Genomic DNA, 19,062 nt, shown 5'->3' on the forward strand with positions numbered 1-19,062 from the left:
AATCTCAATGCTTCTTTGCCCGAGGCTCGCAGAGTCATCGGACACTAACCCGGTAAACGACGTTCTGACACCAGTCAGAGCGCTTCTTCTTCGATCGGCCGCAGCCGGTCGAGCAATTCCTTTACTTTGGCGACGTCTTTCAGACCCGGCTCAATTTCGACCTGGCTGTTGACATCGACGCCGTATAACTTCATGCCTTTGAGGGCATCGATTTGATCGATGTTGTCGAGACCAATGCCTCCGCTGATGAAAAACGGCTTTTCGTTATCGTACCGATTCAGGATCGACCAGTCGAAGGCAACGCCGTTACCGCCGGGCTGATCGCCCTTGGCATCGAACAGGAAGAAATCACACTGCGCTTTGAAGTTGTTGAGCATCGAGAAGTTGAACGACTCATCGACCCGAAAGGCCTTGATGATATTGACCCCTCGATTGCGCATGCTACGGCAAAACTCTGGCGTCTCGTTGCCATGCAGCTGAACATACTGAAAGTCGTATCGCTTCACCATGCGCAGGATGAAATCCGGACTGGCGTTGACAAACACGCCTACTTTCCGGATCGACCGCGGCAGGGATTTTACCAACGCTTCATCCAGGTCGTCGCCCACAAACCGGGGCGACTGATCGTAGAAAATAAATCCAACGAAGTCGGGGTTGAGCGCGGCAATCGCTTTCAGGTTGTCGGCGTCACGCAGACCACACACTTTGAGTTTCATGGCAAATACGAGTTAGAGGGACTGGAACTGGTGTAGACATCGACGAACCCGGCCAGCGCTGCTGCAGGATCGGCTGTTTTCATGAACGCTTCGCCAATCAGAAAGCCATCGAATCCGGCATCGCGGAGCGTCAGCAGCGTGGCTGCTTCGTGCAGCCCGCTTTCGGCCACTTTTACGTAGGTGTCCGGAATCAGATCGACCAGTCGCAGCGAGGTGTCGACTGATGTAACGAAGGTTTTAAGGTTTCGGTTGTTAACGCCTACCAGATCGACCGAACTGGTGAGGCTGGCCTCGAGTTCGGCTTCGTCGTGTACCTCAAGCAGTACCTGCATGCCCAGCTCCTGTGCCTGTACACTCAGGTCGCGGATTTCGGCGGGCGACAGGCAGGCTGCGATCAGCAGAACCAGATCGGCACCCCAGGCTTTGGCTTCGACCAGCTGGTAGCCGTCGATGACAAAGTCCTTCCGCAGAATGGGTGTTCCCGGGTTGGCCAGGCGTGCTGCCTGCAGATCGGCGGGCGTGCCGCCAAAGAAAGGCTCGTCGGTCAGCACCGAGAGCACCGCTGCGCCGGCGCGTACGTAACCCTGCGTGGTGGCCGTAACATCGGCCGCTGCGTTGATGATGCCTTTAGACGGCGACCGGCGTTTGAATTCGGCGATGATGCCGGTCGAGTAGAGATCCTGGATGGCGTTACGGGCCGACAGGCAGGGGCGTTTGAAGTCGGGCAGGGCTTCGAGGGCCGAAACAGGAGTAACCGCCTGTCGTTCGGCTACTTCGATGCGTTTCCGGGCCACAATTTCGTCTAAAATGGTCATGCTATAAGTTGCTTAAAACACGCCAGCGCCCGCTTGCTTTCGAGCGACTCACGCGCCATGGCGATGGCATCATCGGTAGTGGTGGCTTTGCCTGCGGCCAGCAGGGCCATGGCCGAGTTGGCCAGTACGGCCTGCTTCTGGGCCGGCGTTGCCACGTCGTTCAGTACGTTCAGAAAAATCTGAGCCGACTCCTGCAGCGTCTGACCACCCGCCAGCCGATCGGGCGTAAGGGTGTCCAGGCCCAGCTGAATCGGCGTCATCACCTGCTCATTGGTGTTACTGATTACTTTGAAGGGGCCCGTCAGCGAGATTTCATCGTAACCATCCAGCGCGTGCAGGATCATAAACTGCTTGTCTGTTTGCTGATAAAGGTACGCATATAATCGCGCCAATTCAAGGCTAAACACCCCAACGAGCTGTTTGCGGGGTCTGGCCGGATTGATCATGGGACCCAGCACGTTGAAAAACGTCTTAACTCCCAATTCTTTCCGGATGGGGGCCACGTTTTTCATGGCCGGATGGAACAGGGGCGCGTGCAGAAAACAGATGCCGGCGGTGTCCATCTTGCGTTCCAGCTCGGCCCGGTCGTTGGTAAACTGGTAGCCCAGATACTCCATCACCGTCGATGAGCCAACGAGCGAAGAAACACCGTGGTTACCATGTTTAGCCACCCGCTGCCCCGCCCCGGCCACCACAAACGACGAGAGCGTGGAGATGTTGAACGTGTCTTTACCGTCGCCCCCGGTGCCGCACAGGTCCATGGGGTCGTAGGCGCTCAGGTCGATGGCCAGACACAGCTCCAGCATGGCATCGCGGAAACCTTCCAGTTCCTCCACGCGTAGGCTGCGCATCATGTAAACGGTCAGAAACGACGCGATCTGTGCCGAGTTGTACTCGCCCCGGCCAATGCCGAGCAGCACTTGCCCGGCCTGCTCTTTCGTAAGCGACTTATACTCAAACAGGTGATTTAAGATTGATTTCATGGTCGATTGTGAATGAGTGAATGAGTGATTGAGCGAACAAGGCCACTCAATCGCTCATTCACAAGTCACTGATTAGTTTACAAGCCAGTTTTTGATCATTTGAACACCATGCTGGGTCAGCACTGATTCGGGGTGGAACTGCAGGCCCCGCACGTCGTGCCGGGTGTGCGCGAGCCCCATCACCCGCCCCTGCTCATCAACGGCGGTGATGCGCAGTTCATCGGGCAGGGTGTCGGGCAGCACGGTCCAGGAGTGGTACCGCCCCACCGTCAGGTCGGGGGGGATATTCCGGAACAGGGGCTCCGACGAATCGACTACCGTGGCGGCATGCGCAACCCCATGCAGCACGTCGCCCAGATTCGCCAGCCGGGCCCCGTACACTTCGCCGATGCCCTGGTGACCCAGGCAGATGCCCAGAATACTCCTGGTTGGCCCGTATTCGCGCACCAAATCCTGCATGATGCCCGCTTCGGATGGGATACCGGGGCCGGGCGAGAGCAGGATTTTGTCGTACTGCGCTACGGCGTCGAGCGTAATCTTATCGTTGCGGATTACCTCAGGACGCTGGCCAAGCTCCCGCAGGATGTAGACCAGGTTGTAGGTAAAGGAATCGTAATTATCGAGAACGAGGAGTTTCATAGTATGAGATGAAAGAAGAGAGATGAACGAGAAGAGAGAGTTCCAGTTGAGACTATCTTTCTTCTTTTGTCTTATCTCTGTCCCTCTGAAAATTAAATCGTTTTGGCCTGTTCGATGGCTGTGCGCAGAGCCGCCAGCTTGTTGTGTACCTCCTGTAATTCGCTTTCGACCACCGACTTGGCTACCACGCCCGCTCCGGCCTGGTAATACAGCGTGTTGTCTTTGCTCATAAACGTCCGGATCATAATGGCATGGTTGAACTCGCCATCGAAGCCCATGTAGCCGATGCTGCCCGAATAGAAGCTGCGGCTGAGGTTTTCGTAGCGGTCGATCAGTTGCATGGCATTGTGCTTGGGGGCGCCTGAAAGCGTACCGGCCGGGAAAGTCTCGGCTACAATCTGGAGCGGATCGGCATCGGCGGTCAGTTCGCCCACCACCTTCGATACGAGGTGAATTACGTGTGAGTAGTACTGCACCTCCTTGAAGGTCTCTACCTTCACCACATCGCAGTTGCGGCTCAGGTCGTTACGGGCCAGGTCGACCAGCATGACGTGCTCGGCCGATTCTTTGGGGTCGTCGTAGAGTTTCTGGGCCAGTTCGGCGTCGCGGGCGTCGTCGCCCGTCCGCCGGAAAGTGCCGGCAATGGGGTAAATGGTGGCCTGCCGGTTCTTCACCACAATCTGCGACTCGGGCGACGAGCCAAACAGTTTGTAATTGCCGTAGTCGAAGTAGAACAGGTAGGGCGAGGGGTTGAGCGAGCGCAGGGCCCGGTACACGTTGAACTCGTCGCCCATGAAGGGGGTCGAGAAACGACGCGACAGCACAATCTGGAACACATCGCCCCGCTGGCAGTGATCTTTCCCTTTCTGAATAACCGCCCGGAACGCGTCGTCGTTGAAGTTCGACGTTTCGGGGCCGGTGGTATCGAAGGAGTAGGTTGGGTAGTTGCGGCCCGTGATCAGGTCACTGATATCGTCGAGAGTGCTGCTGGCTTCGGTTTCGCCATCGCGCAGGTAGCTATGCTCAAACAGGTGCAACTCGTCTTTAAAGTGATTGATCGCCAGTACGTAGCGGTACACCGTAAAGACCGCTGCGGGCAGCTGATTCTCGGCTGGTACAGGCGCGTGCAGGGTAATGTCTTCGAAGCTCTGAACGGCGGGATAGCCGAAGTAGCCGAAGAGGCCGTTGGTAATAAATGGAAACGGCGCTTTCTCGTGGGCAAAACTGTCTTTGAACTGTTGCAGAGCCGCCGGCATAGCATGCGGCTCGAGCGATTCGACGGTTTGCTGTCCGTCGGGCATCAGCACGGTCAGGTCGCCCTCGGGCTGCCCGACCCGCCGGTCGTAACTAAACCGGGCCACGGCGTCGAAGGCGATGTAAGAGAAGCTGTTGTCGTTGCCATGGTAGTCGGAGCTTTCGAGCAGAATACTGTTCAGAAAGCGGTCGCGGATACGCAGGTAGATGCTGACCGGGGTGATAATGTCGGCCAGCATGCGTTTGTGGCGGCTGACAACGCGGAAGGTGGGGCGGGTACTGGGCATGAGTCGGAAACGGATTGGCAGGGTGATGTGACGGGTTGAAAAAAAAGAAGGCTCACCGGGATGACGGTGAGCCTTAGTATCTGCGTGTAAACAGCCATAGGGGCAACCCTCATCCCGGATAGGAAGAGTGCCACCACCAAATCATGTTTACCGAGTTATTCATGGCAGACTGTTAACTGTTGTCGGGGTGGCAGGATTCGACTCGCACCGGCGACCCGGCCACGACCTCTACGTCCCGAACGTAGCGCGCTACGCTCCCCTATTGTTTTTACTGTCGGGGTGGCGGGATTCGAACCCACGACCTCTACGTCCCGAACGTAGCGCGCTACCAGGCTGCGCTACACCCCGAATGGGACACAAAGGTAAAGGCTTTGTTGATCGGGTGTCACTCAGACCCCTATTTTTTTTATGATGAACTGAGCCAGTGCGTCGGGGGCTTCGTACGGGATCAGGTGGCCGGCGCCGTTCAGCGTTTCGAAGGTAGCACCGGGCAGGTAAGGCAGCGTTAATTCGGGCTGTACTGAAGCCGCCAGCGCCCGATCGGCCGTACCCGCCAGAATATGCACCGGTACCTGCACCCCGCTCATCCGATCGCTGATGTCTTCACGGCTGCCGCGCGTAAGCCAGGCAGTCCAGGCCGCCGGGCTGGTGCGGAGATTGTCCTGAATGATCTGTTCACGGTCGCCATCGGTAATAGACAGGGCCGTGATCTTGGCTGCGGTATCGCTGGCGGCCTGACGCTGGCCGTGCGTATCGAGCATTTGCTGCCGGTCTGCGTCGGGTATGGGCTCGGGACGCGGGGGCGACGGCGCTACCAGTAGTAGGGCTTCAAGACCCGCCGGTTGCCGGGCCGCCAGTGCCAGCGCTACCTTACCGCTCATCGAATGGCCAATCAGCACAAAACGGGTCAGCTTCCGGTCGGCGATCAGCTGCAGGACGGCGTCGGCCATGTCGTCGACCGAAAAGCCGGTATCGGGGCTCTCACCGTGGCCGGGCATGTCGACGGCCAGGCAGTGGAACTGGCTGGCAAGCCGCGAAAACAACGGTTGCCACTCCTGTGCCGAACCGCCGAAGTAATGCATAAACAGCAAACTGAGGGAGCCTTCTCCTCTCTCGAGGGTATGGAGGAGGGCTGGAGACAGAATGGGTGATTCCATACCACAAATAACTGGTTGTTGGGTCGAGCGGTTGGTGTAAGGCATTTTTTTTAGGGTCAATCCAACCTTTCGGGCTGCACATTGCCCTTTGTTCTGTAACCACTAATCCCTGCATGTTTCGTTTGGCATCCTCAACCGACATACTCGAACGCGCTCTGGTTGCCCGGTGTCTGTCGACAACCGCACTCTCTGACCGCCGAACGGCTCAGCGCGAACTTTTCGACCGGTACAAGCGGGCTATGTTCTCGACCGCCTATCGGATTACCAACGACTACGACAATGCCAACGATGCCTTGCAGGATGCCTTTGTGGAGGTGTTTCGAAATCTCGATCAGTTTGCCTTCCGGTCGACCCTGGGGGCGTGGGTGAAAACGATTGTAATACGCCAGGCTATTCGTAAACAACATATCGAAACCCGCTTTCTGACCATCGATGAGCAGGTCCACGATCAGCCGATTGTGTTGCCGGATACGCTCACCAAAGCCGAACTCGATGCGGCTATACGATCGCTGCCTGATGGAGCCCGCACGGTGTTTCTACTGGCCGAAGTGGAAGGGTATACCCATCGCGAAATAGCTGGTATGCTCAGCATTTCGGAGGGTACCTCGAAGTCGCAGGTGAGCTATGCCAAAAAACTTCTTAGACAGCGTCTGAACCATGACCAATAATTCTTTTTCTGACCTGCCCGAGTACGACCCCCACCCCGACCTATGGAGCCGTATCGAAGCCGATCTGACGTCGCATGAACAGCTGACCAAGGTGCTGGCCGACCTGCCCGAGTATGAACCGGCTCCCGATGCGTGGGATACCATCGCCCAGTCACTGGATGCGGCCGAACACTTGATCGTGCCTCTTGCCCTGCCAACCTGGGTAGTGCGGCTTCGGCCCTGGTGGGCCGCTGCTGCTGCGGCTGTGGTCGTCACTATGGTTGGTGTCTGGCTATCGTGGCCATCGAAGCAGTCGGCTGGCGAACGGATTGAATACGCCGTCGAAACCGGTTCGGTGGTTACAGCGCCCCCCCCGTTTACGGTTACCGAGGCCGATCGGCGGGCGGCCGCCTTTATCGAGCAGCAGTGTGCCGCTCAGACGGTAGCCTGTCAGCAACCGGCGGTGCACGAGCTACGGACCCAACTGGCCGAACTCACCCGGCAAGAGCAGCGACTGGCGCAGCAACGGCAAACGTTCGGCAACGATCCGGCCCTTATTCGGGCGCAGGTAGCGGTTGAAAATCAGCGCGCCGAAGTAACGAAAGAACTCATAACACTGCTCCGCACATGAACACGAAGGTATGGGTCAGGTGGCCGCTGCCACTACAATGGGTGGGTCTGGTTATGGGATTAGGGCTTTTAGTCGGGGAGGCACGGGCGCAGCCAACACTCCAGGTTGTCACGAAAGTGATTGAAAAGGAACTCCCCTATTCGGCGGGACAACGTGTGCGGCTGGCAGCAGATAAAGCAGATATAACTATTCATGGCTGGAGCCGCCCCTTGGTATCGGTTCGGCTACGATTGATTGCCAAGCATGCCGACCGGGCCGTTGCCGAGCGGGAAGTAAGCTATCAACAGTATACGCTGGCGTCGACCGGAAATGATATTGACCTGTCGAATCGGTTTGTGGTACCCCGGGGAGCAGGCCAAGTGCAAAGTCAGCTTAAAGCCGTATATGAAATCAGTATACCAACCGGGGCGCTGTTGACCCTGAAAAACGCTTTTGGCGATGTGCGAATCAGTAGCCTGACCAGCGATACCAACCTGACGTTTGAATTTGGCAAGCTGACACTCGATGAGGTTGGGGGTAAGCTGACCATAAAGTCGAGCTATGGCGACATCGAGGGTCGTGATGTGAAAGCAGTACTGGCTATCAATGCCGAGAAAGCTGACATCGTTCTGCGTGAACTAACGGGGTCGACCCGCATCAGGAGTCGGTACGGCAAGCTGACCGTCCTGCCCGCGTCGGGCCTGACTACCCTAGTCGTTGAGGCCGCCCGAACCGATGTGCTGATTACGCCCCGGCGCCTGGCCGATTTTCAGTACGATGTCGTGACCAGTTTTTCGGAAATCCGGGTGCCGGATGCGTTGCAGAACGAACTGGGCAAACTGGGTAGTAAACAAACTTTTACCTACCAGCCGCCGGGCCATAAACCTGAAATTCAGGTAGAAAACAGCTACGGCACTGTGACGATACAAACCATCACCTCATTAGTCGACCGATAATCTGACTCCGTTATGAAAAACACGTTTAAACGCATACTGCTGGTCGGGTTGAGCCTGGTCGGAGCGGCCGCTTCGGCCCAGGAATGGACGTTTGGGCCACGTTTCAATCTGGATTTGTCGAACCGGCAAACGGCCAACCAAGTGCGCCTGGGAGCGGTAAGTGCTGTGCTTGGCCAGATTCCCGAAGCAAATGCCGTTGGCGCTGGTCTGTTTGTCCGCTACGATCGCCCAAGCTGGTACGGGCAGGCCGAAACAAACTACATGGGGCAGCGGGTGCTGAACTACTACATTACGGGGCCAGCCATTGGCCTGAGCGATGGTACGCCCCTCTTCCGGCTGGATGGTCGGCTGATGGGTGGGTATAAGCCATTGCCCTGGCTTCGGCTGAGCGGTGGACTGGGTGTTGCGCACTACATCGACACACCTGGGGATAAATACGCCGACTACATCAAAGAGCTGGAAGGGCAGCTAACAGCGAATCCTCAGGACCCACAAATCGCCAATGAATTGAAAGCCCGTAAAGTGGCTCAGGCACTGCAAAACAGTGTTCGACCCTATGGCCTTGAAGCCTATCTGGGTGTCGGCGTTGACATTGGCGGACTAACAGTTGATCTGACGCATCGCAATACGCTCATATCACAGCTCAGCGATATTATTGTGGAAGGACAGCCGTACGCACTTCGACAACACAATGCGGCCTGGACACTACAGGTGGGGTACCGGCTATTCCCCCTGAAAAGTCATTTGCTGAATACCCGCAAACGCAGCCGGGCTTACGAACGGATCAGCAAAGAAATTCCCTTCTACCGCAATGAGATTCATATAGCCGGTGGCATGCAGGGTGAAGATATTGGCAGTGCCTTTCTGTACGAAAACCGATATACACGTTACCTGACCCGACGGTTTGGACTGTCGGGCGGACTCAACCTACTCCGTCGGTCGGGCGGATCGCTGCCGAGTCAGTCTATGGATGTTCAACTTGTAACAGCCGCCCGGTTCTTACCTCTTTACAGTCGTCGGCATACCGTTGGGATCTCGGCCGGTCCACTGCTGGCTTATCAGACAGGCGTTCAGGTCAACTCAGGACAATCGGGTGGCGTGGTCAGTCTGACCGATCAATCGGCCGTAAACCGTATAGACCTTCAGTGGCAGGGTATGGTCGATTATCAGTTTGCTGTATCGGATCGGTTGATTACAGGCCCCTGGCTACGGTTGTCTACCGACTATGTGTATGCGGGTGTACAGGTAGGGTATCGATTCTAACATGACTTAACGTGACATCATGAAACAGTTTTGGCAAAATCACCTGTTCACTCTACTCCTGCTTGGGCTGACATACAGTGGCGCAACGGCTCAGGAAACGTATCCCCGGTTTGAACTGGAGCTGGGTGGCGGGCTGTCTTGCCTGCCCAACAGCGACCCGAACGGGTGGTTCGCCCGACAACAGCTGACAGCCTATCTGAAACCCCGTATCGGTATTTCGGCCGCTATTGGCTGGGCCGGCTCGGCAAATACCAGCCCACTCACGCTGGCGCCCAACGCGTATGGGTTGCCCGATCCAGCCCGGCTCGACCAATTTTATGTGCGCATGGATCGGATGCTCGATCTTTCGGCTGTGCTGCTCCCAGTCTTGACGCGACACCATCAGGTATCAGTTCGGGTAGGCATATCGGCCTACCGAAGCCAGACAACCCGCGTAGATAGTGTGATCTATTACAATCAATCCGGTCCGCTATACTACCAGACGCGACTGAATCAGCCGGTTATTCGTCAGATAGCACCCCTCGTTGGCATTGGTTACGATTATCGGCTGTCGAATCGCTGGTCGCTGGGCATACAGACAACCGCCTACCTGAATGCGCCCGGCCGCCAAACTGCATGGACAACCGGATTACGTACAAGCTACCAGTTTGGGCTCAGTCCCGAAGCGTTGGGGTTTGCAGCCATAGAGAAAGAGGGGTTTCGGACAGGCCTCCGGGTGGCGGCAGGCGTGGTATCCACTAATCAGCGGTCGGTAGCCGGTATTTATGGCCGGGGCGCTACAGCCGGTCTTTGGGCAGAACTACCCCTATCATTGACATGGCAGTTTAGGGGAGAGCTTGATTACGCGCAGCGAAACAACGGAACACGAGCGATGCAGGTAGGTAACTTTCGGTATCCGCCCGGCACAACTCGTTTGGGCTATCTGGAAATACCGCTGCTGTTCCGGAACGAGGTGGCCTACTGCTGGCATCTGTACAGTGGCCCGTACGTGGCTACCCTGTTGCACGCCAACTCCGAAATCGACGGTATTGCGCAGCCAGTCGATCCACATACTGTTGTTGGGTTGATGGCCGGGGCCGACTATCAATTATCGAATCGGGTGGCGCTTGATCTGCGCTACCAGCGCGATCTGGTACAGCTTTCCCGAACGCCACACGGTGGACTACACAGCTTCCAGTTGGGTGTAAACTGGTCGTTTCAGCGCAGTAACCCATAAGGAGATGCTGCGCTGAAACAAATAGGGTCTACACGTCTACTTTCAGCCGGGCGGGGCGGTCGGTGATCTCGAGCATCTCGGCATGAGGTACAATCGTGATCTGACCAAACTCTTCCAGTAGCTGCTTGTAGGCAGCCGCTACGGGGCGAGGCTTGCGGTCGAGGTCGTAGAGGCCACAGGCATTGACCCGGTTGTTCTGCTCGCCCAGTTGCGTGTCCCAGTCGATCTGGTCGATGAGGCTGTACCAGGTGAATCCGAGCACCGGCACACCATCCCGGCGCATCCGCAGAATGCTGACCCACTGCTTATTGAGCCACATGGGCGCCAGTTCTGCCTCGAACACATTGGTTTCGGTGTGCATCACCGGTTTTCGGTAACGCTCGTAGTAGTCTTTCGTGATTTCGTACCAGCCCAGCACGTCCATCGAAATCTGAATCGAGCCATCGGGCAGCCGAATCCGCTCGTTACGACCATAATAGTCGTTGCCCATGATCTGATAACCCGGTGGCTGACCGGCCATAAACCAGTCGTACTCCTTACGGGTCATGCCGTTGTCGAGCAGGTACATACCCACCGTGGCCGAAGGGGGATTGGCGTAGAGCAGATCGAGCGACAGGAAGCGCAGTTCGTTGTCGAGCGACACATCGGGCGAGGGGTTGGCGTACAGCTCGTGAGTGTATTCGGCGCTTTCGCTCTGCACAATGATGCAGTCGTTGCGGTGCTTGGCAATGCGCTGTGTGCCCAGAATACTGGCCGCTACGGTGTGCTTCATGGCCGTTACAAACGCCTTGTCGGATTTGAGCTGCTCGTTCCAGACGCCATCTTTGGCGCTGATGCGGGCCGTCACATAAATCTCATTGACGGGGGTATAGTAGCGCACCCACGGATAGCGTTTGGCAACAGCCTCGGCGTACTCGGCAAAATGAAGGGGCAGCTCCGGATTCTGGAAGTTCTCAACCCAGTCGGGCACACCGAAGTGCATCAGATCGAGAATGGGTGTGATGCCCAGCCGTTTGATCTCGGTCATGGCTTCATCGGCAAAACTCCAGTCGAACTTGCCCGGCCCTTTGTGAATGTCGTAATAAGGCAGCCCGTAGCGAAGCACGTTGAGGCCCATTTCCTTCACCAGCCCCAGGTCTTCCTTGTAGCGGTCGTAATGCCCACACTCGCGCAGCTGGTCGCGCCGGACTTTGCCTTTCTTGATGGTCGGGTACGAACATTCGATGCCGGTAGCAAACATGAAGTTGCCGGCATAATCGTCGGGTAAGCCCCGTCCGTCGTGCCCGCCGGCCCCGCCAAACTGATCGCCCTCGTAGTTCGTGTTACCCAGCTTCTGGGTGATAATATCCAGAAATCCTTTTTTTGATGCCATGCCCACAGATCCGGCTCGCTGCCGGAGTATTTGTTGATTGACGAAAAACAGGGCTGCACCCTGAAAGAAGTGTGCAGGTGATTGATTCAGCGGTTAGGCGTCGAGTCGATTGCGATTGGTTAGAAACCGGTCGGCGGTGCGTAGCGCTACGGCCATAATGGTCAGGGCCGGGTTGACGCTGAGCGCGCTGGGAAACGTAGAGTTATCGCTGATATACAGGTTCGGAATGTCGAATGACTGACCATCGGGGTTGACGACCGACTGGTCGCCCGAGGTTCCCATACGGCAGGTGCCGATTACGTGGGCATTGCGCGGGAACGCCCAGACATTGCGGGCTCCGGCAGCATCCCAGATCTGCCGCATAATCTTGTCGGCGTGGGCGGTCATGCGGGCCTCATTGTCGCCGTTGGTGAAATGCACCCGTGGTTTGGGCAGTCCCCGAACATCCTTCTCATCTGACAATTCCAGGAAGTTATGCTCGTGCGGCAGGCAGTCGCCCAGAATGTTGATGCCGGCCACATGATTGTAAGCCGAGGCCGCCTGTTTGAGCGCCGGGCCCCACAGCCCACGTCCGCGGGCCATCTGTTGCATGTAGGTCACGGGCATAACCCCGATCGACTGGAGCAGATAACCCCCTACAAAATCGGCCGGCCCCCCGTTGGGATCGGTCGGGCGGTGCGTATCCTCCGAAATGATGGCGCCCGGAATGCCTTTGTAGGGCCGAATATCTTCATTAAACTCGCCCCAGATTTGCAGACCGGGGTGGGCCATCACGTTGCGGCCAACCTGACCGCTGCTGTTGGCCAGCCCGTTCATGAGCAGCAGCCGCGGGGTTTCGATAGCTCCGGCGCACAGGAATACATAGTGGCATTTCTGACGCTCTTCCTGCCCATTGCGGATATAAACGACCTCCGTGATACGGCCCCGGGCATCGCGCACAAGCTGGGTTACAAAACTCTCCGGTCTGATTTCGGCCCCTTTTCCGAGTGCCAGCGGAATGTAGGTAACATCCATACTGGCTTTGGCGCCAATATTACAGCCTGCCTGGCAGAAGCCCCGGTTAGCACAGGCGGGCCGGTGGCCAACGCCCTCCTGATAGTACCCGGCCGACAGGGCTGCGTTGGCTGCGGTCGACGTTTTGATGCCGAGGCTTTTGCAACCCCGCTCCATAAGCTGCCCCGCTCCGTTGACGGGCAGTGGACCTAGCGCGTAGGCTTTTTTGCGGGGTGGCCCCCATGGGTAAGGCGATGGTCCTGAAATGCCCAGAAACTGCTCGATTTCGTCGTAATACGGTTCGATCTGGTCGAAGCCGAACGGCCAGTCGACGCCCACGCCGAAATCGGAATGAATACGCAAATCATCGGGCTGAACGCGGGGGGTGTAGGCCGTATAATGCAGTGTAGAACCCCCCACGCCCGTGCCGGAGTTGTTGCTGCCGAACGGCAGTGGATCGTTGCCGGCACTCAGGCGCTCATCGTTCCAGAACAGTTTATCCTGGGCTTTCTCGTCGGTCGGAAAGTCGCGGGCCGGGTTCCAGTGTTTGCCGGCTTCGAGGGCCACGACCCGCAGGCCGGCGGCCGCCAGCCGGGCCAGCAGCGGGGCACCACCGGCCCCCGTGCCAATAACCACGGCATCGACCGTGTCGGTAAGTTTGAACGCGTTGGTTGTCATATCGGATGGCGCCAGCCGGCACCCTTGAGGTAGGAGGATTTGTCCCGGTTGGTCGGGAACGGCGACGGGTCAGGCGTTGGGCAGGGGTTCGCGGTCTTCACGCTCGTTGAGCCCGATCCGCTGCCAGGTAGGTACATCGGCCATGCCCACGTACCCAATTTCTTCCTGCGCCAGCGGATGACTGTAATAGTTCGACACGGTTTCGGCCAGCAGTTCCTCAAAGAACCGGACGGCCGGCAGCGTTTGCCAGCCGGTACCCGGTGCGGTGCCGTTTTGAACGGCAGTCAGGACGGCATCCTGTTGAGCCGCATCGAGCTGGCCGAAGGGGGCACCAAACAGCAGGGTTGCACTCTCATCGATTCCGGCCAGCCCCTGTCGGTAAGCGTCCTGATCGGCGGGCATGACATCGTATCGCCAGCCATCCGACTTGTTGGCGCTCAGCCGCTCGTCGATACCGCCGGCCAGATCGATACGCGCTTCATCCTGCGGAATCAGCCGGTCGGTAACCTGCCGCAGCAGGGCAAACTCGTCGGCTGTGAAAAACGTCGGCTGTCGGGCCGGGGCTGTTAGTCGTTCGGTCAGGGCCTGCCGCGTGGCGTCGGTTACCTGGTCGGTCTGGAGCAGCGCCCGTACGGTGCCGCTGGGATAATGATCGTGCATGAAAAGAGGAGTTGAAAAGACTAGCCTAGTTTACCACCCGTCACCTCAACGATGGCACCGGTCATGAAACTACCATCGTTCGAGGCCAGCAGCACGTAGGCGGGTGCCAGTTCTTCGGGCTGTCCGGGGCGCGCCAGAGCGACCTCGTGGCCAAAGTTCTCCACCTCGTCTACGGGCATCGTGCCGGGAATATTGGGGGTCCATATGGGGCCGGGGGCCACGCAGTTTACGCGGATGCCTTTTTCGCCCAGCTGAATGGCCAGCGACTTGGTGAATGCATGAATGGCTCCTTTGGTAGCCGTGTAATCGACCAGGATGGGGTTCCCCACGATACCCACGATACTGCCGGTATTGACAATGGCATCGCCTTTCTTCAGGTGGGGCAACGCTGCCTGCGCCATGAAGAAGTAAGCAATAATGTTGGTGTCGAACGTCCGGCGCAACTGCTCTTCGGTAATGTCTTCGAGTTTCTGCTGCGCCATCTGAAAAGCAGCATTGTTGACAAGAATGTTCAGCCCGCCAAACGCGTCGACGGTTTGCTTCACCGCGTCATCGCAGTTGGCTTTTACCCGAACGTCGGTCTGGATAACCAGACAGGTGCCCCCCTTCGATTCGATCAGGCGCTTGGTTTCGTTGGCGTCGTCGGTGTTCTGGTTATACACGAAGGCTACTTTGGCACCTTCCATGGCAAAGGCAGTTGCCACGGCGCGTCCAATGCCCGAATCGGCACCGGTAACCAGGGCAACCTTATTGGCGAGTTTGCCCGCAGGCTTGTAAAAGTTCAGTTCCGTAGCCGGTGCGGGGTCCATGGCCGACTGTTTGGCCGGATAGGGTTGCTGCTGACCGGGTATTTCTTTGGATGTAGGGCGAAAGGGAGTGGTACTCATGGCTAGTCGCTCGGTTAGTTGGTAAAGCGATCGGTACCGTTGGATAGGTGCAGATCGATTGGCGGTTTAACCGGGTGCGCAACTGTTTTGTTGCCCAGAGGCTAGATACCGATCGATTGGCAGACGTTAATGCGCTTTTAATGTATTGGTGTATAGACACTTAATCGAAAATGTGTGGCGCAGCGGCAGGCTCATTGCGTGTAAAGTCTATCAGTATTATAGAACCTATCATGTTGAAAATCATGTAGTTAATTGATAAAACTTTTCGGTAACATATTGTTTAATTAAATCGATGACTCATATATTTGGTCGAAGTAACGCTTTATCTAACTATTTTTTCCCCCTATAGTCATGAACGCACGTCTATTGATTACTACTGCCAGTGTTGTATCGCTGATGATGAGTGCCTGTACTACCGAATGGTATGACCATGGAGAAGGGGCCGACCCGATTGCGCAGAAACAAACCGTAACGAAGGCTGAAGAAGCGTTTCCGGGTCAGAAAGGCGTCTTAAAAACGGCTTATCTGGATGGCCAGCCCATCCAGTATCAGGAAGTAGGGGGCGAAAATGTACTCGACAGCGACATGCTGCTGATGTCGTCGCAGCTGCAGAGCGATCCGGACATAATCGTACAGGGCACCGGCCGGTCGAGGACCAGCAGCCGCTGGCCAGGTAAGGTTGTGTACTACACCATTGATCCGGCCCTGCCTGCTATCAACCAGGATCGGGTAAAGAACGCCATTGCGCACTGGCAGGCCAACACACCCATGCGCTTTGTGTTACGCACCAATCAGGCTGGGTACGTGGTGTTCCGGGCTGGTTCGGGCTGTTCGGCCAATGTTGGGTACAGTGGCACCGTTCAGTATGTAAACCTGGCTACGGGCTGCTCGCTGGGCAACACCATCCACGAGATCGGCCACACCATCGGGCTGTACCATGAGCACACCCGCGCCGACCGGAACAGCTACGTAACGGTCAATATGAACAATGTGACCTCAGGCTACGAGATCAATTTTCAGACGTATGTAGAGCGGAAAATTGATGGCTTCGACTACCAGGGCGGTCTTGATTTCAACTCGATCATGCTCTACAGCTCGTACGATTTCTCGGCCAATGGACTGCCTACGCTGACCAAAAAAGACGGGTCGACGTTTGTGGCCCAGCGCACGGCCCTGTCGGCAGCCGACATCAACACTGTAAAATACATGTATCCCTGATAGCGGGAACACAGGGCAATAACGCAAGACGGGCGCCGGTGGATTTCCACCGGCGCCCGTCTTGCGTTATTGGCAAACTGGGTCTTACAGTTCCATCATCGTTACCTGAACGGTTTTGTCGTCCCGCACATCGAACGCACACTGATCGAACTCGGGTGGTCCCATCAGCATGGTTACGTTCGAGAAGCCGAAGGGCTCTGTTGGCATCTGACCCGAAAAGTCCATGGTGCCGTTGTTATTCAGATCGTGAACGATGCGCACAGCGTAGCGGCCCGGCTTCAGACTGGGGAACACCACCGTAGCATTGCCTTCGGCCGGTACGTCGATTACCTGGTTGATGGCGGCCTGCCCCATCAGGGTCTTGTTGTCGGTGGCCAGTCCGACCAGTAGTTTGCCCGTGCGTTTGGTGATTCCATTGATGGTGACGGTTACTTTGCCGGTCGAATCGGCTGGCACCGTAGCGGCCAGTGAGCACGTGGTCAGGGTAAACAGGAGGGCAAACGTAGCGAGTAATGCTTTCATAGGGTAAACAGGTTTAGTGCGAAACCGGCTGGTTACTCCGGTCCGACAAACATAGGCTATTTGGGATGGCTTGCGCAACAGCGTGGGACAAACCGCACGCGTATGGGATGAATGGCACGACCCGGTACCTGTTGACTACCAATCTGGTGGCTCAGGAGGCACTATTCAGGGTCAGGTTTCCCACTTTGTTGTAGCGAATTTCTTCTTCGGCCAGCAGCAGGGTAATGGTTTGCTGCAACACATCTTCGCCCGTCTGGGCAAAATGACTGGCCAGTTGCCTGGGCGACACACCGGGTCCGTTGGCAAGTGCTACGTAGGCCCGCACGGCATCGCGCACGGCATTGTCGACCGTGCCCGCCTGCTTTTTCTGCTTGATGCAGTTGTCGCAGATGCCGCACCGATCCTGCGTGCGCTCGCCGAAGTAGGCCTGTAGCAGACGGGTTCGGCACTGGGTAGGGTGCTCGGTATACAGAATGGCTGCATTGACCTTGCGCAGGGCCAGTTCTTTGCGCCGGTTCAGTTCGGCCGCGTTTACGGGTAGCGTTGGTGCATCCAGCCGGGGGGTCAGAAACGTAAGCTGGGGTTTGTCTTTCTGTTTTTCGTAGACAACCACGCCCCGCTGATGCAGCTGTTCGAGCAGGGCCACAATCTCGGGCTGGTTGATCATAAACGTCCGCGCCAGCGCCGACTCCGAAATGGTGATAAAGTCGGTAAACAGCTCGCCCCCGTAGTAGCGCAGCAGCATTTTCAGAAACGGGTCGAGCCTGGGGTTCATGACCTGAAACTCGTAGAGCTGCCGGTTGTCGAGCAGAATGGTCAGCCTCGATGGATGGTAGTAGTTGTCGTTGAGCTGAACGAAGCCTTCCAGCTGGAGTTGCTTGAGGGCGTAGTGCGTCTCGGTCGGCGGCAGGCTATAGGTGTGGGTAAACGTTGCCATATCGAAATCGTAACTGGCAAACTGCCCCCCGCCCACCGGCACGGCCGTGTAATTGGCCAGAGCCTGATACACCCGGCGCAGCATCTCCACCGGCTGGTACAGTTGTTCGGTACGCTGCCGCAGCTGCTCCAGATCGCCGGGTGTGTAGAGCATCACGGCGTAGGCTTTCTGCCCGTCGCGTCCGGCCCGGCCGGCTTCCTGGTAATACGCTTCGAGCGAATCCGGCAGGTCGAGGTGCACCACCACGCGCACATCGGGTTTATCGATGCCCATGCCGAATGCATTGGTCGAGACAATGACCCGCGTCTGGTTCTGCAGCCAGGCATCCTGCCGGTCCGAGCGTTCTTGGGTGCTGAGTCCGGCGTGGTAGTAGTCGGCCGCAATGCCTTGACGCTGCAGCCAGCTGGCTACGCGCTGGGTTTGCCGGCGGCTGCGTACGTAAACGATGCCCGTGCCCGGCACCCGGTTCAGAATCCGGAGCAGTCGATCTTCTTTCTGTTCGGTCTGTAACACCGAATACGACAGGTTGGGTCGGGCAAACGTTTGTCGGAATATGCGGGTGCCCTGCCCGTCGTGGGGGCGCATGGCCAGCTTGTCGACGATGTCGGCCTGCACGTCGGGGGTGGCCGAGGCCGTAAGGGCAATCAGGGGGGTAGCCGGTATCAGTTCCCGGAACTCGGCAATCTGCAGGTAAGGCGGGCGAAAATCGTAGCCCCAGGCCGATACGCAGTGCGCTTCATCGACTGCCAGCAGGCATACCGACATCTGCTTTACGCGCTCGATAACGAGTTCGGTGCGCAGCCGTTCGGGCGAGAGGTACAGAAATTTGGTGTTGCCGTAGATGCAGTTATCGAGGGTGGTATCGATTTCGCGGGCGTGCATGCCGGCGTAGATGGCTGCGGCCGGAATACCCCGTCGTTTCAGTTGCCCGACCTGATCTTTCATGAGCGCAATGAGGGGCGTAACCACCAGGCAAACACCGGGCATGGCCAGCGCCGGCACCTGAAAGCAGATCGATTTGCCCCCACCGGTGGGCATCAGCACCAGGGTATCCTGCCCCGCCAGTACGGCGTCGACAATGTCTTCCTGCAGAGGGCGGAAGGAAGTGTAACCCCAGAATTGCTGTAAAATTTGTCGGGTGGTCATAACGTAACGACCGGCCCGGCGTCAGCAGCGGGCAGATCGTAAGGGCGAATTTACGCACAGGGGTACACAAATCGGCCCTGGTCTGGGTTACGTTTACAGGCACTAT

The 19,062-nt window shown here is 57.3% G+C and carries 18 protein-coding genes and 1 tRNA gene; 6 read left to right on the top strand and 13 right to left on the bottom strand.

Features of this window, described 5'->3' with window-relative positions:
• Positions 1-74: 74 nt before the first annotated feature.
• From ACYVAC_RS16755 to ACYVAC_RS16785, 7 genes are all read right to left on the bottom strand, one after another.
• On the bottom strand, positions 75-716 hold the full coding sequence (locus ACYVAC_RS16755; RefSeq protein WP_461098907.1) for a phosphoribosylanthranilate isomerase: 642 nt from the start codon (positions 714-716) through the stop codon (positions 75-77).
• The gene (gene trpC / locus ACYVAC_RS16760) at positions 713-1,531 is read right to left on the bottom strand and encodes an indole-3-glycerol phosphate synthase TrpC (protein ID WP_461098908.1); all 819 of its coding nucleotides are present in this window, start codon (positions 1,529-1,531) and stop codon (positions 713-715) included. Before trpC ends, ACYVAC_RS16755 begins: the two co-directional genes overlap by 4 nt.
• A complete protein-coding gene (trpD, locus tag ACYVAC_RS16765; RefSeq protein ID WP_461098909.1) occupies positions 1,528-2,514 on the bottom strand; it encodes an anthranilate phosphoribosyltransferase in 987 nt (328 codons plus the stop codon). The genes trpC and trpD overlap by 4 nt, the downstream gene beginning before the upstream one ends.
• A gap of 72 nt (positions 2,515-2,586) precedes the next feature.
• Positions 2,587-3,153 carry an anthranilate synthase component II gene (locus ACYVAC_RS16770; protein WP_461098910.1) on the bottom strand — a complete coding sequence of 189 codons (567 nt, stop codon included), beginning with the start codon at positions 3,151-3,153 and terminating at the stop codon, positions 2,587-2,589.
• Positions 3,154-3,245: 92 nt separating this feature from the next.
• Positions 3,246-4,694 (bottom strand): anthranilate synthase component I family protein, encoded by a 1,449-nt coding sequence (locus tag ACYVAC_RS16775; RefSeq protein ID WP_461098911.1) that lies wholly within the window; start codon positions 4,692-4,694, stop codon positions 3,246-3,248.
• A 274-nt stretch (positions 4,695-4,968) separates the two neighbouring features.
• Positions 4,969-5,042 (bottom strand) — tRNA-Pro (locus tag ACYVAC_RS16780).
• A 41-nt stretch (positions 5,043-5,083) separates the two neighbouring features.
• Positions 5,084-5,851 carry an alpha/beta fold hydrolase gene (locus ACYVAC_RS16785; protein ID WP_461098912.1) on the bottom strand — a complete coding sequence of 256 codons (768 nt, stop codon included), beginning with the start codon at positions 5,849-5,851 and terminating at the stop codon, positions 5,084-5,086.
• Positions 5,852-5,964: 113 nt separating this feature from the next.
• Between ACYVAC_RS16785 and ACYVAC_RS16790 the strand changes: the two genes are divergently transcribed.
• Genes ACYVAC_RS16790 through ACYVAC_RS16810 form a run of 5 tightly spaced genes read left to right on the top strand, consistent with a single transcriptional unit; the run spans position 5,965 to position 10,543 of the window.
• Positions 5,965-6,519, top strand: coding sequence for an RNA polymerase sigma factor (locus ACYVAC_RS16790; RefSeq protein ID WP_461098913.1), 555 nt, complete (start codon positions 5,965-5,967; stop codon positions 6,517-6,519).
• Positions 6,509-7,129 (top strand): hypothetical protein, encoded by a 621-nt coding sequence (locus tag ACYVAC_RS16795; RefSeq protein ID WP_461098914.1) that lies wholly within the window; start codon positions 6,509-6,511, stop codon positions 7,127-7,129. Before ACYVAC_RS16790 ends, ACYVAC_RS16795 begins: the two co-directional genes overlap by 11 nt.
• Positions 7,126-8,064 (top strand): DUF4097 family beta strand repeat-containing protein, encoded by a 939-nt coding sequence (locus ACYVAC_RS16800; RefSeq protein WP_461098915.1) that lies wholly within the window; start codon positions 7,126-7,128, stop codon positions 8,062-8,064. The genes ACYVAC_RS16795 and ACYVAC_RS16800 overlap by 4 nt, the downstream gene beginning before the upstream one ends.
• Before the next feature lie 12 nt (positions 8,065-8,076).
• Positions 8,077-9,327, top strand: coding sequence for a hypothetical protein (locus tag ACYVAC_RS16805; protein ID WP_461098916.1), 1,251 nt, complete (start codon positions 8,077-8,079; stop codon positions 9,325-9,327).
• Between the two features lie 19 nt (positions 9,328-9,346).
• Complete coding sequence (locus tag ACYVAC_RS16810) at positions 9,347-10,543, top strand: outer membrane beta-barrel protein (RefSeq protein ID WP_461098917.1); 1,197 nt, start codon at positions 9,347-9,349, stop codon at positions 10,541-10,543.
• 28 nt (positions 10,544-10,571) lie between these two features.
• Here the strand turns inward: ACYVAC_RS16810 and ACYVAC_RS16815 are convergent, their stop codons facing one another.
• The 4 genes from ACYVAC_RS16815 to ACYVAC_RS16830 all read right to left on the bottom strand — a co-directional run bounded on the left by ACYVAC_RS16815 (position 10,572) and on the right by ACYVAC_RS16830 (position 15,133).
• Entirely contained in the window at positions 10,572-11,915 is a 1,344-nt protein-coding gene (locus tag ACYVAC_RS16815) for a family 1 glycosylhydrolase (RefSeq protein WP_461098918.1), read from the bottom strand.
• A 93-nt stretch (positions 11,916-12,008) separates the two neighbouring features.
• Positions 12,009-13,586 (bottom strand): GMC family oxidoreductase, encoded by a 1,578-nt coding sequence (locus ACYVAC_RS16820; RefSeq protein WP_461098919.1) that lies wholly within the window; start codon positions 13,584-13,586, stop codon positions 12,009-12,011.
• A 69-nt stretch (positions 13,587-13,655) separates the two neighbouring features.
• Positions 13,656-14,246, bottom strand: a complete 591-nt coding sequence (locus tag ACYVAC_RS16825) for a gluconate 2-dehydrogenase subunit 3 family protein (RefSeq protein ID WP_461098920.1) — start codon at positions 14,244-14,246, stop codon at positions 13,656-13,658.
• A gap of 20 nt (positions 14,247-14,266) precedes the next feature.
• Positions 14,267-15,133: an SDR family oxidoreductase gene (locus ACYVAC_RS16830; protein ID WP_461098921.1), complete on the bottom strand. Its 867-nt coding sequence runs from the start codon at positions 15,131-15,133 to the stop codon at positions 14,267-14,269.
• Between the two features lie 351 nt (positions 15,134-15,484).
• Here ACYVAC_RS16830 and ACYVAC_RS16835 point away from each other — a divergent pair, with 351 nt between their 5' ends.
• Complete coding sequence (locus ACYVAC_RS16835) at positions 15,485-16,351, top strand: M12 family metallopeptidase (protein WP_461098922.1); 867 nt, start codon at positions 15,485-15,487, stop codon at positions 16,349-16,351.
• A gap of 84 nt (positions 16,352-16,435) precedes the next feature.
• On the opposite strand, the gene ACYVAC_RS16840 is transcribed toward ACYVAC_RS16835, so the two are convergent.
• On the bottom strand, positions 16,436-16,873 hold the full coding sequence (locus tag ACYVAC_RS16840; RefSeq protein WP_461098923.1) for a DUF2141 domain-containing protein: 438 nt from the start codon (positions 16,871-16,873) through the stop codon (positions 16,436-16,438).
• A 151-nt stretch (positions 16,874-17,024) separates the two neighbouring features.
• Positions 17,025-18,956 (bottom strand): RecQ family ATP-dependent DNA helicase, encoded by a 1,932-nt coding sequence (locus tag ACYVAC_RS16845; RefSeq protein WP_461098924.1) that lies wholly within the window; start codon positions 18,954-18,956, stop codon positions 17,025-17,027.
• Positions 18,957-19,062: the final 106 nt, after the last annotated feature.

This window comes from Spirosoma luteolum (assembly GCF_054778875.1).

Coding starts and splice junctions, on each gene's coding strand:
- ACYVAC_RS16755 (WP_461098907.1), bottom strand. CDS start 716: ATGAAACTCAAAGTGTGTGGTCTGCGTGACGCCGACAACCTGAAAGCG.
- trpC (WP_461098908.1), bottom strand. CDS start 1,531: ATGACCATTTTAGACGAAATTGTGGCCCGGAAACGCATCGAAGTAGCC.
- ACYVAC_RS16795 (WP_461098914.1), top strand. CDS start 6,509: ATGACCAATAATTCTTTTTCTGACCTGCCCGAGTACGACCCCCACCCC.
- ACYVAC_RS16820 (WP_461098919.1), bottom strand. CDS start 13,586: ATGACAACCAACGCGTTCAAACTTACCGACACGGTCGATGCCGTGGTT.
- ACYVAC_RS16845 (WP_461098924.1), bottom strand. CDS start 18,956: ATGACCACCCGACAAATTTTACAGCAATTCTGGGGTTACACTTCCTTC.
- ACYVAC_RS16800 (WP_461098915.1), top strand. CDS start 7,126: ATGAACACGAAGGTATGGGTCAGGTGGCCGCTGCCACTACAATGGGTG.
- ACYVAC_RS16770 (WP_461098910.1), bottom strand. CDS start 3,153: ATGAAACTCCTCGTTCTCGATAATTACGATTCCTTTACCTACAACCTG.
- ACYVAC_RS16805 (WP_461098916.1), top strand. CDS start 8,077: ATGAAAAACACGTTTAAACGCATACTGCTGGTCGGGTTGAGCCTGGTC.
- ACYVAC_RS16830 (WP_461098921.1), bottom strand. CDS start 15,133: ATGAGTACCACTCCCTTTCGCCCTACATCCAAAGAAATACCCGGTCAG.
- trpD (WP_461098909.1), bottom strand. CDS start 2,514: ATGAAATCAATCTTAAATCACCTGTTTGAGTATAAGTCGCTTACGAAA.
- ACYVAC_RS16790 (WP_461098913.1), top strand. CDS start 5,965: ATGTTTCGTTTGGCATCCTCAACCGACATACTCGAACGCGCTCTGGTT.
- ACYVAC_RS16825 (WP_461098920.1), bottom strand. CDS start 14,246: ATGCACGATCATTATCCCAGCGGCACCGTACGGGCGCTGCTCCAGACC.
- ACYVAC_RS16835 (WP_461098922.1), top strand. CDS start 15,485: ATGAACGCACGTCTATTGATTACTACTGCCAGTGTTGTATCGCTGATG.
- ACYVAC_RS16815 (WP_461098918.1), bottom strand. CDS start 11,915: ATGGCATCAAAAAAAGGATTTCTGGATATTATCACCCAGAAGCTGGGT.
- ACYVAC_RS16775 (WP_461098911.1), bottom strand. CDS start 4,694: ATGCCCAGTACCCGCCCCACCTTCCGCGTTGTCAGCCGCCACAAACGC.
- ACYVAC_RS16785 (WP_461098912.1), bottom strand. CDS start 5,851: ATGGAATCACCCATTCTGTCTCCAGCCCTCCTCCATACCCTCGAGAGA.
- ACYVAC_RS16840 (WP_461098923.1), bottom strand. CDS start 16,873: ATGAAAGCATTACTCGCTACGTTTGCCCTCCTGTTTACCCTGACCACG.
- ACYVAC_RS16810 (WP_461098917.1), top strand. CDS start 9,347: ATGAAACAGTTTTGGCAAAATCACCTGTTCACTCTACTCCTGCTTGGG.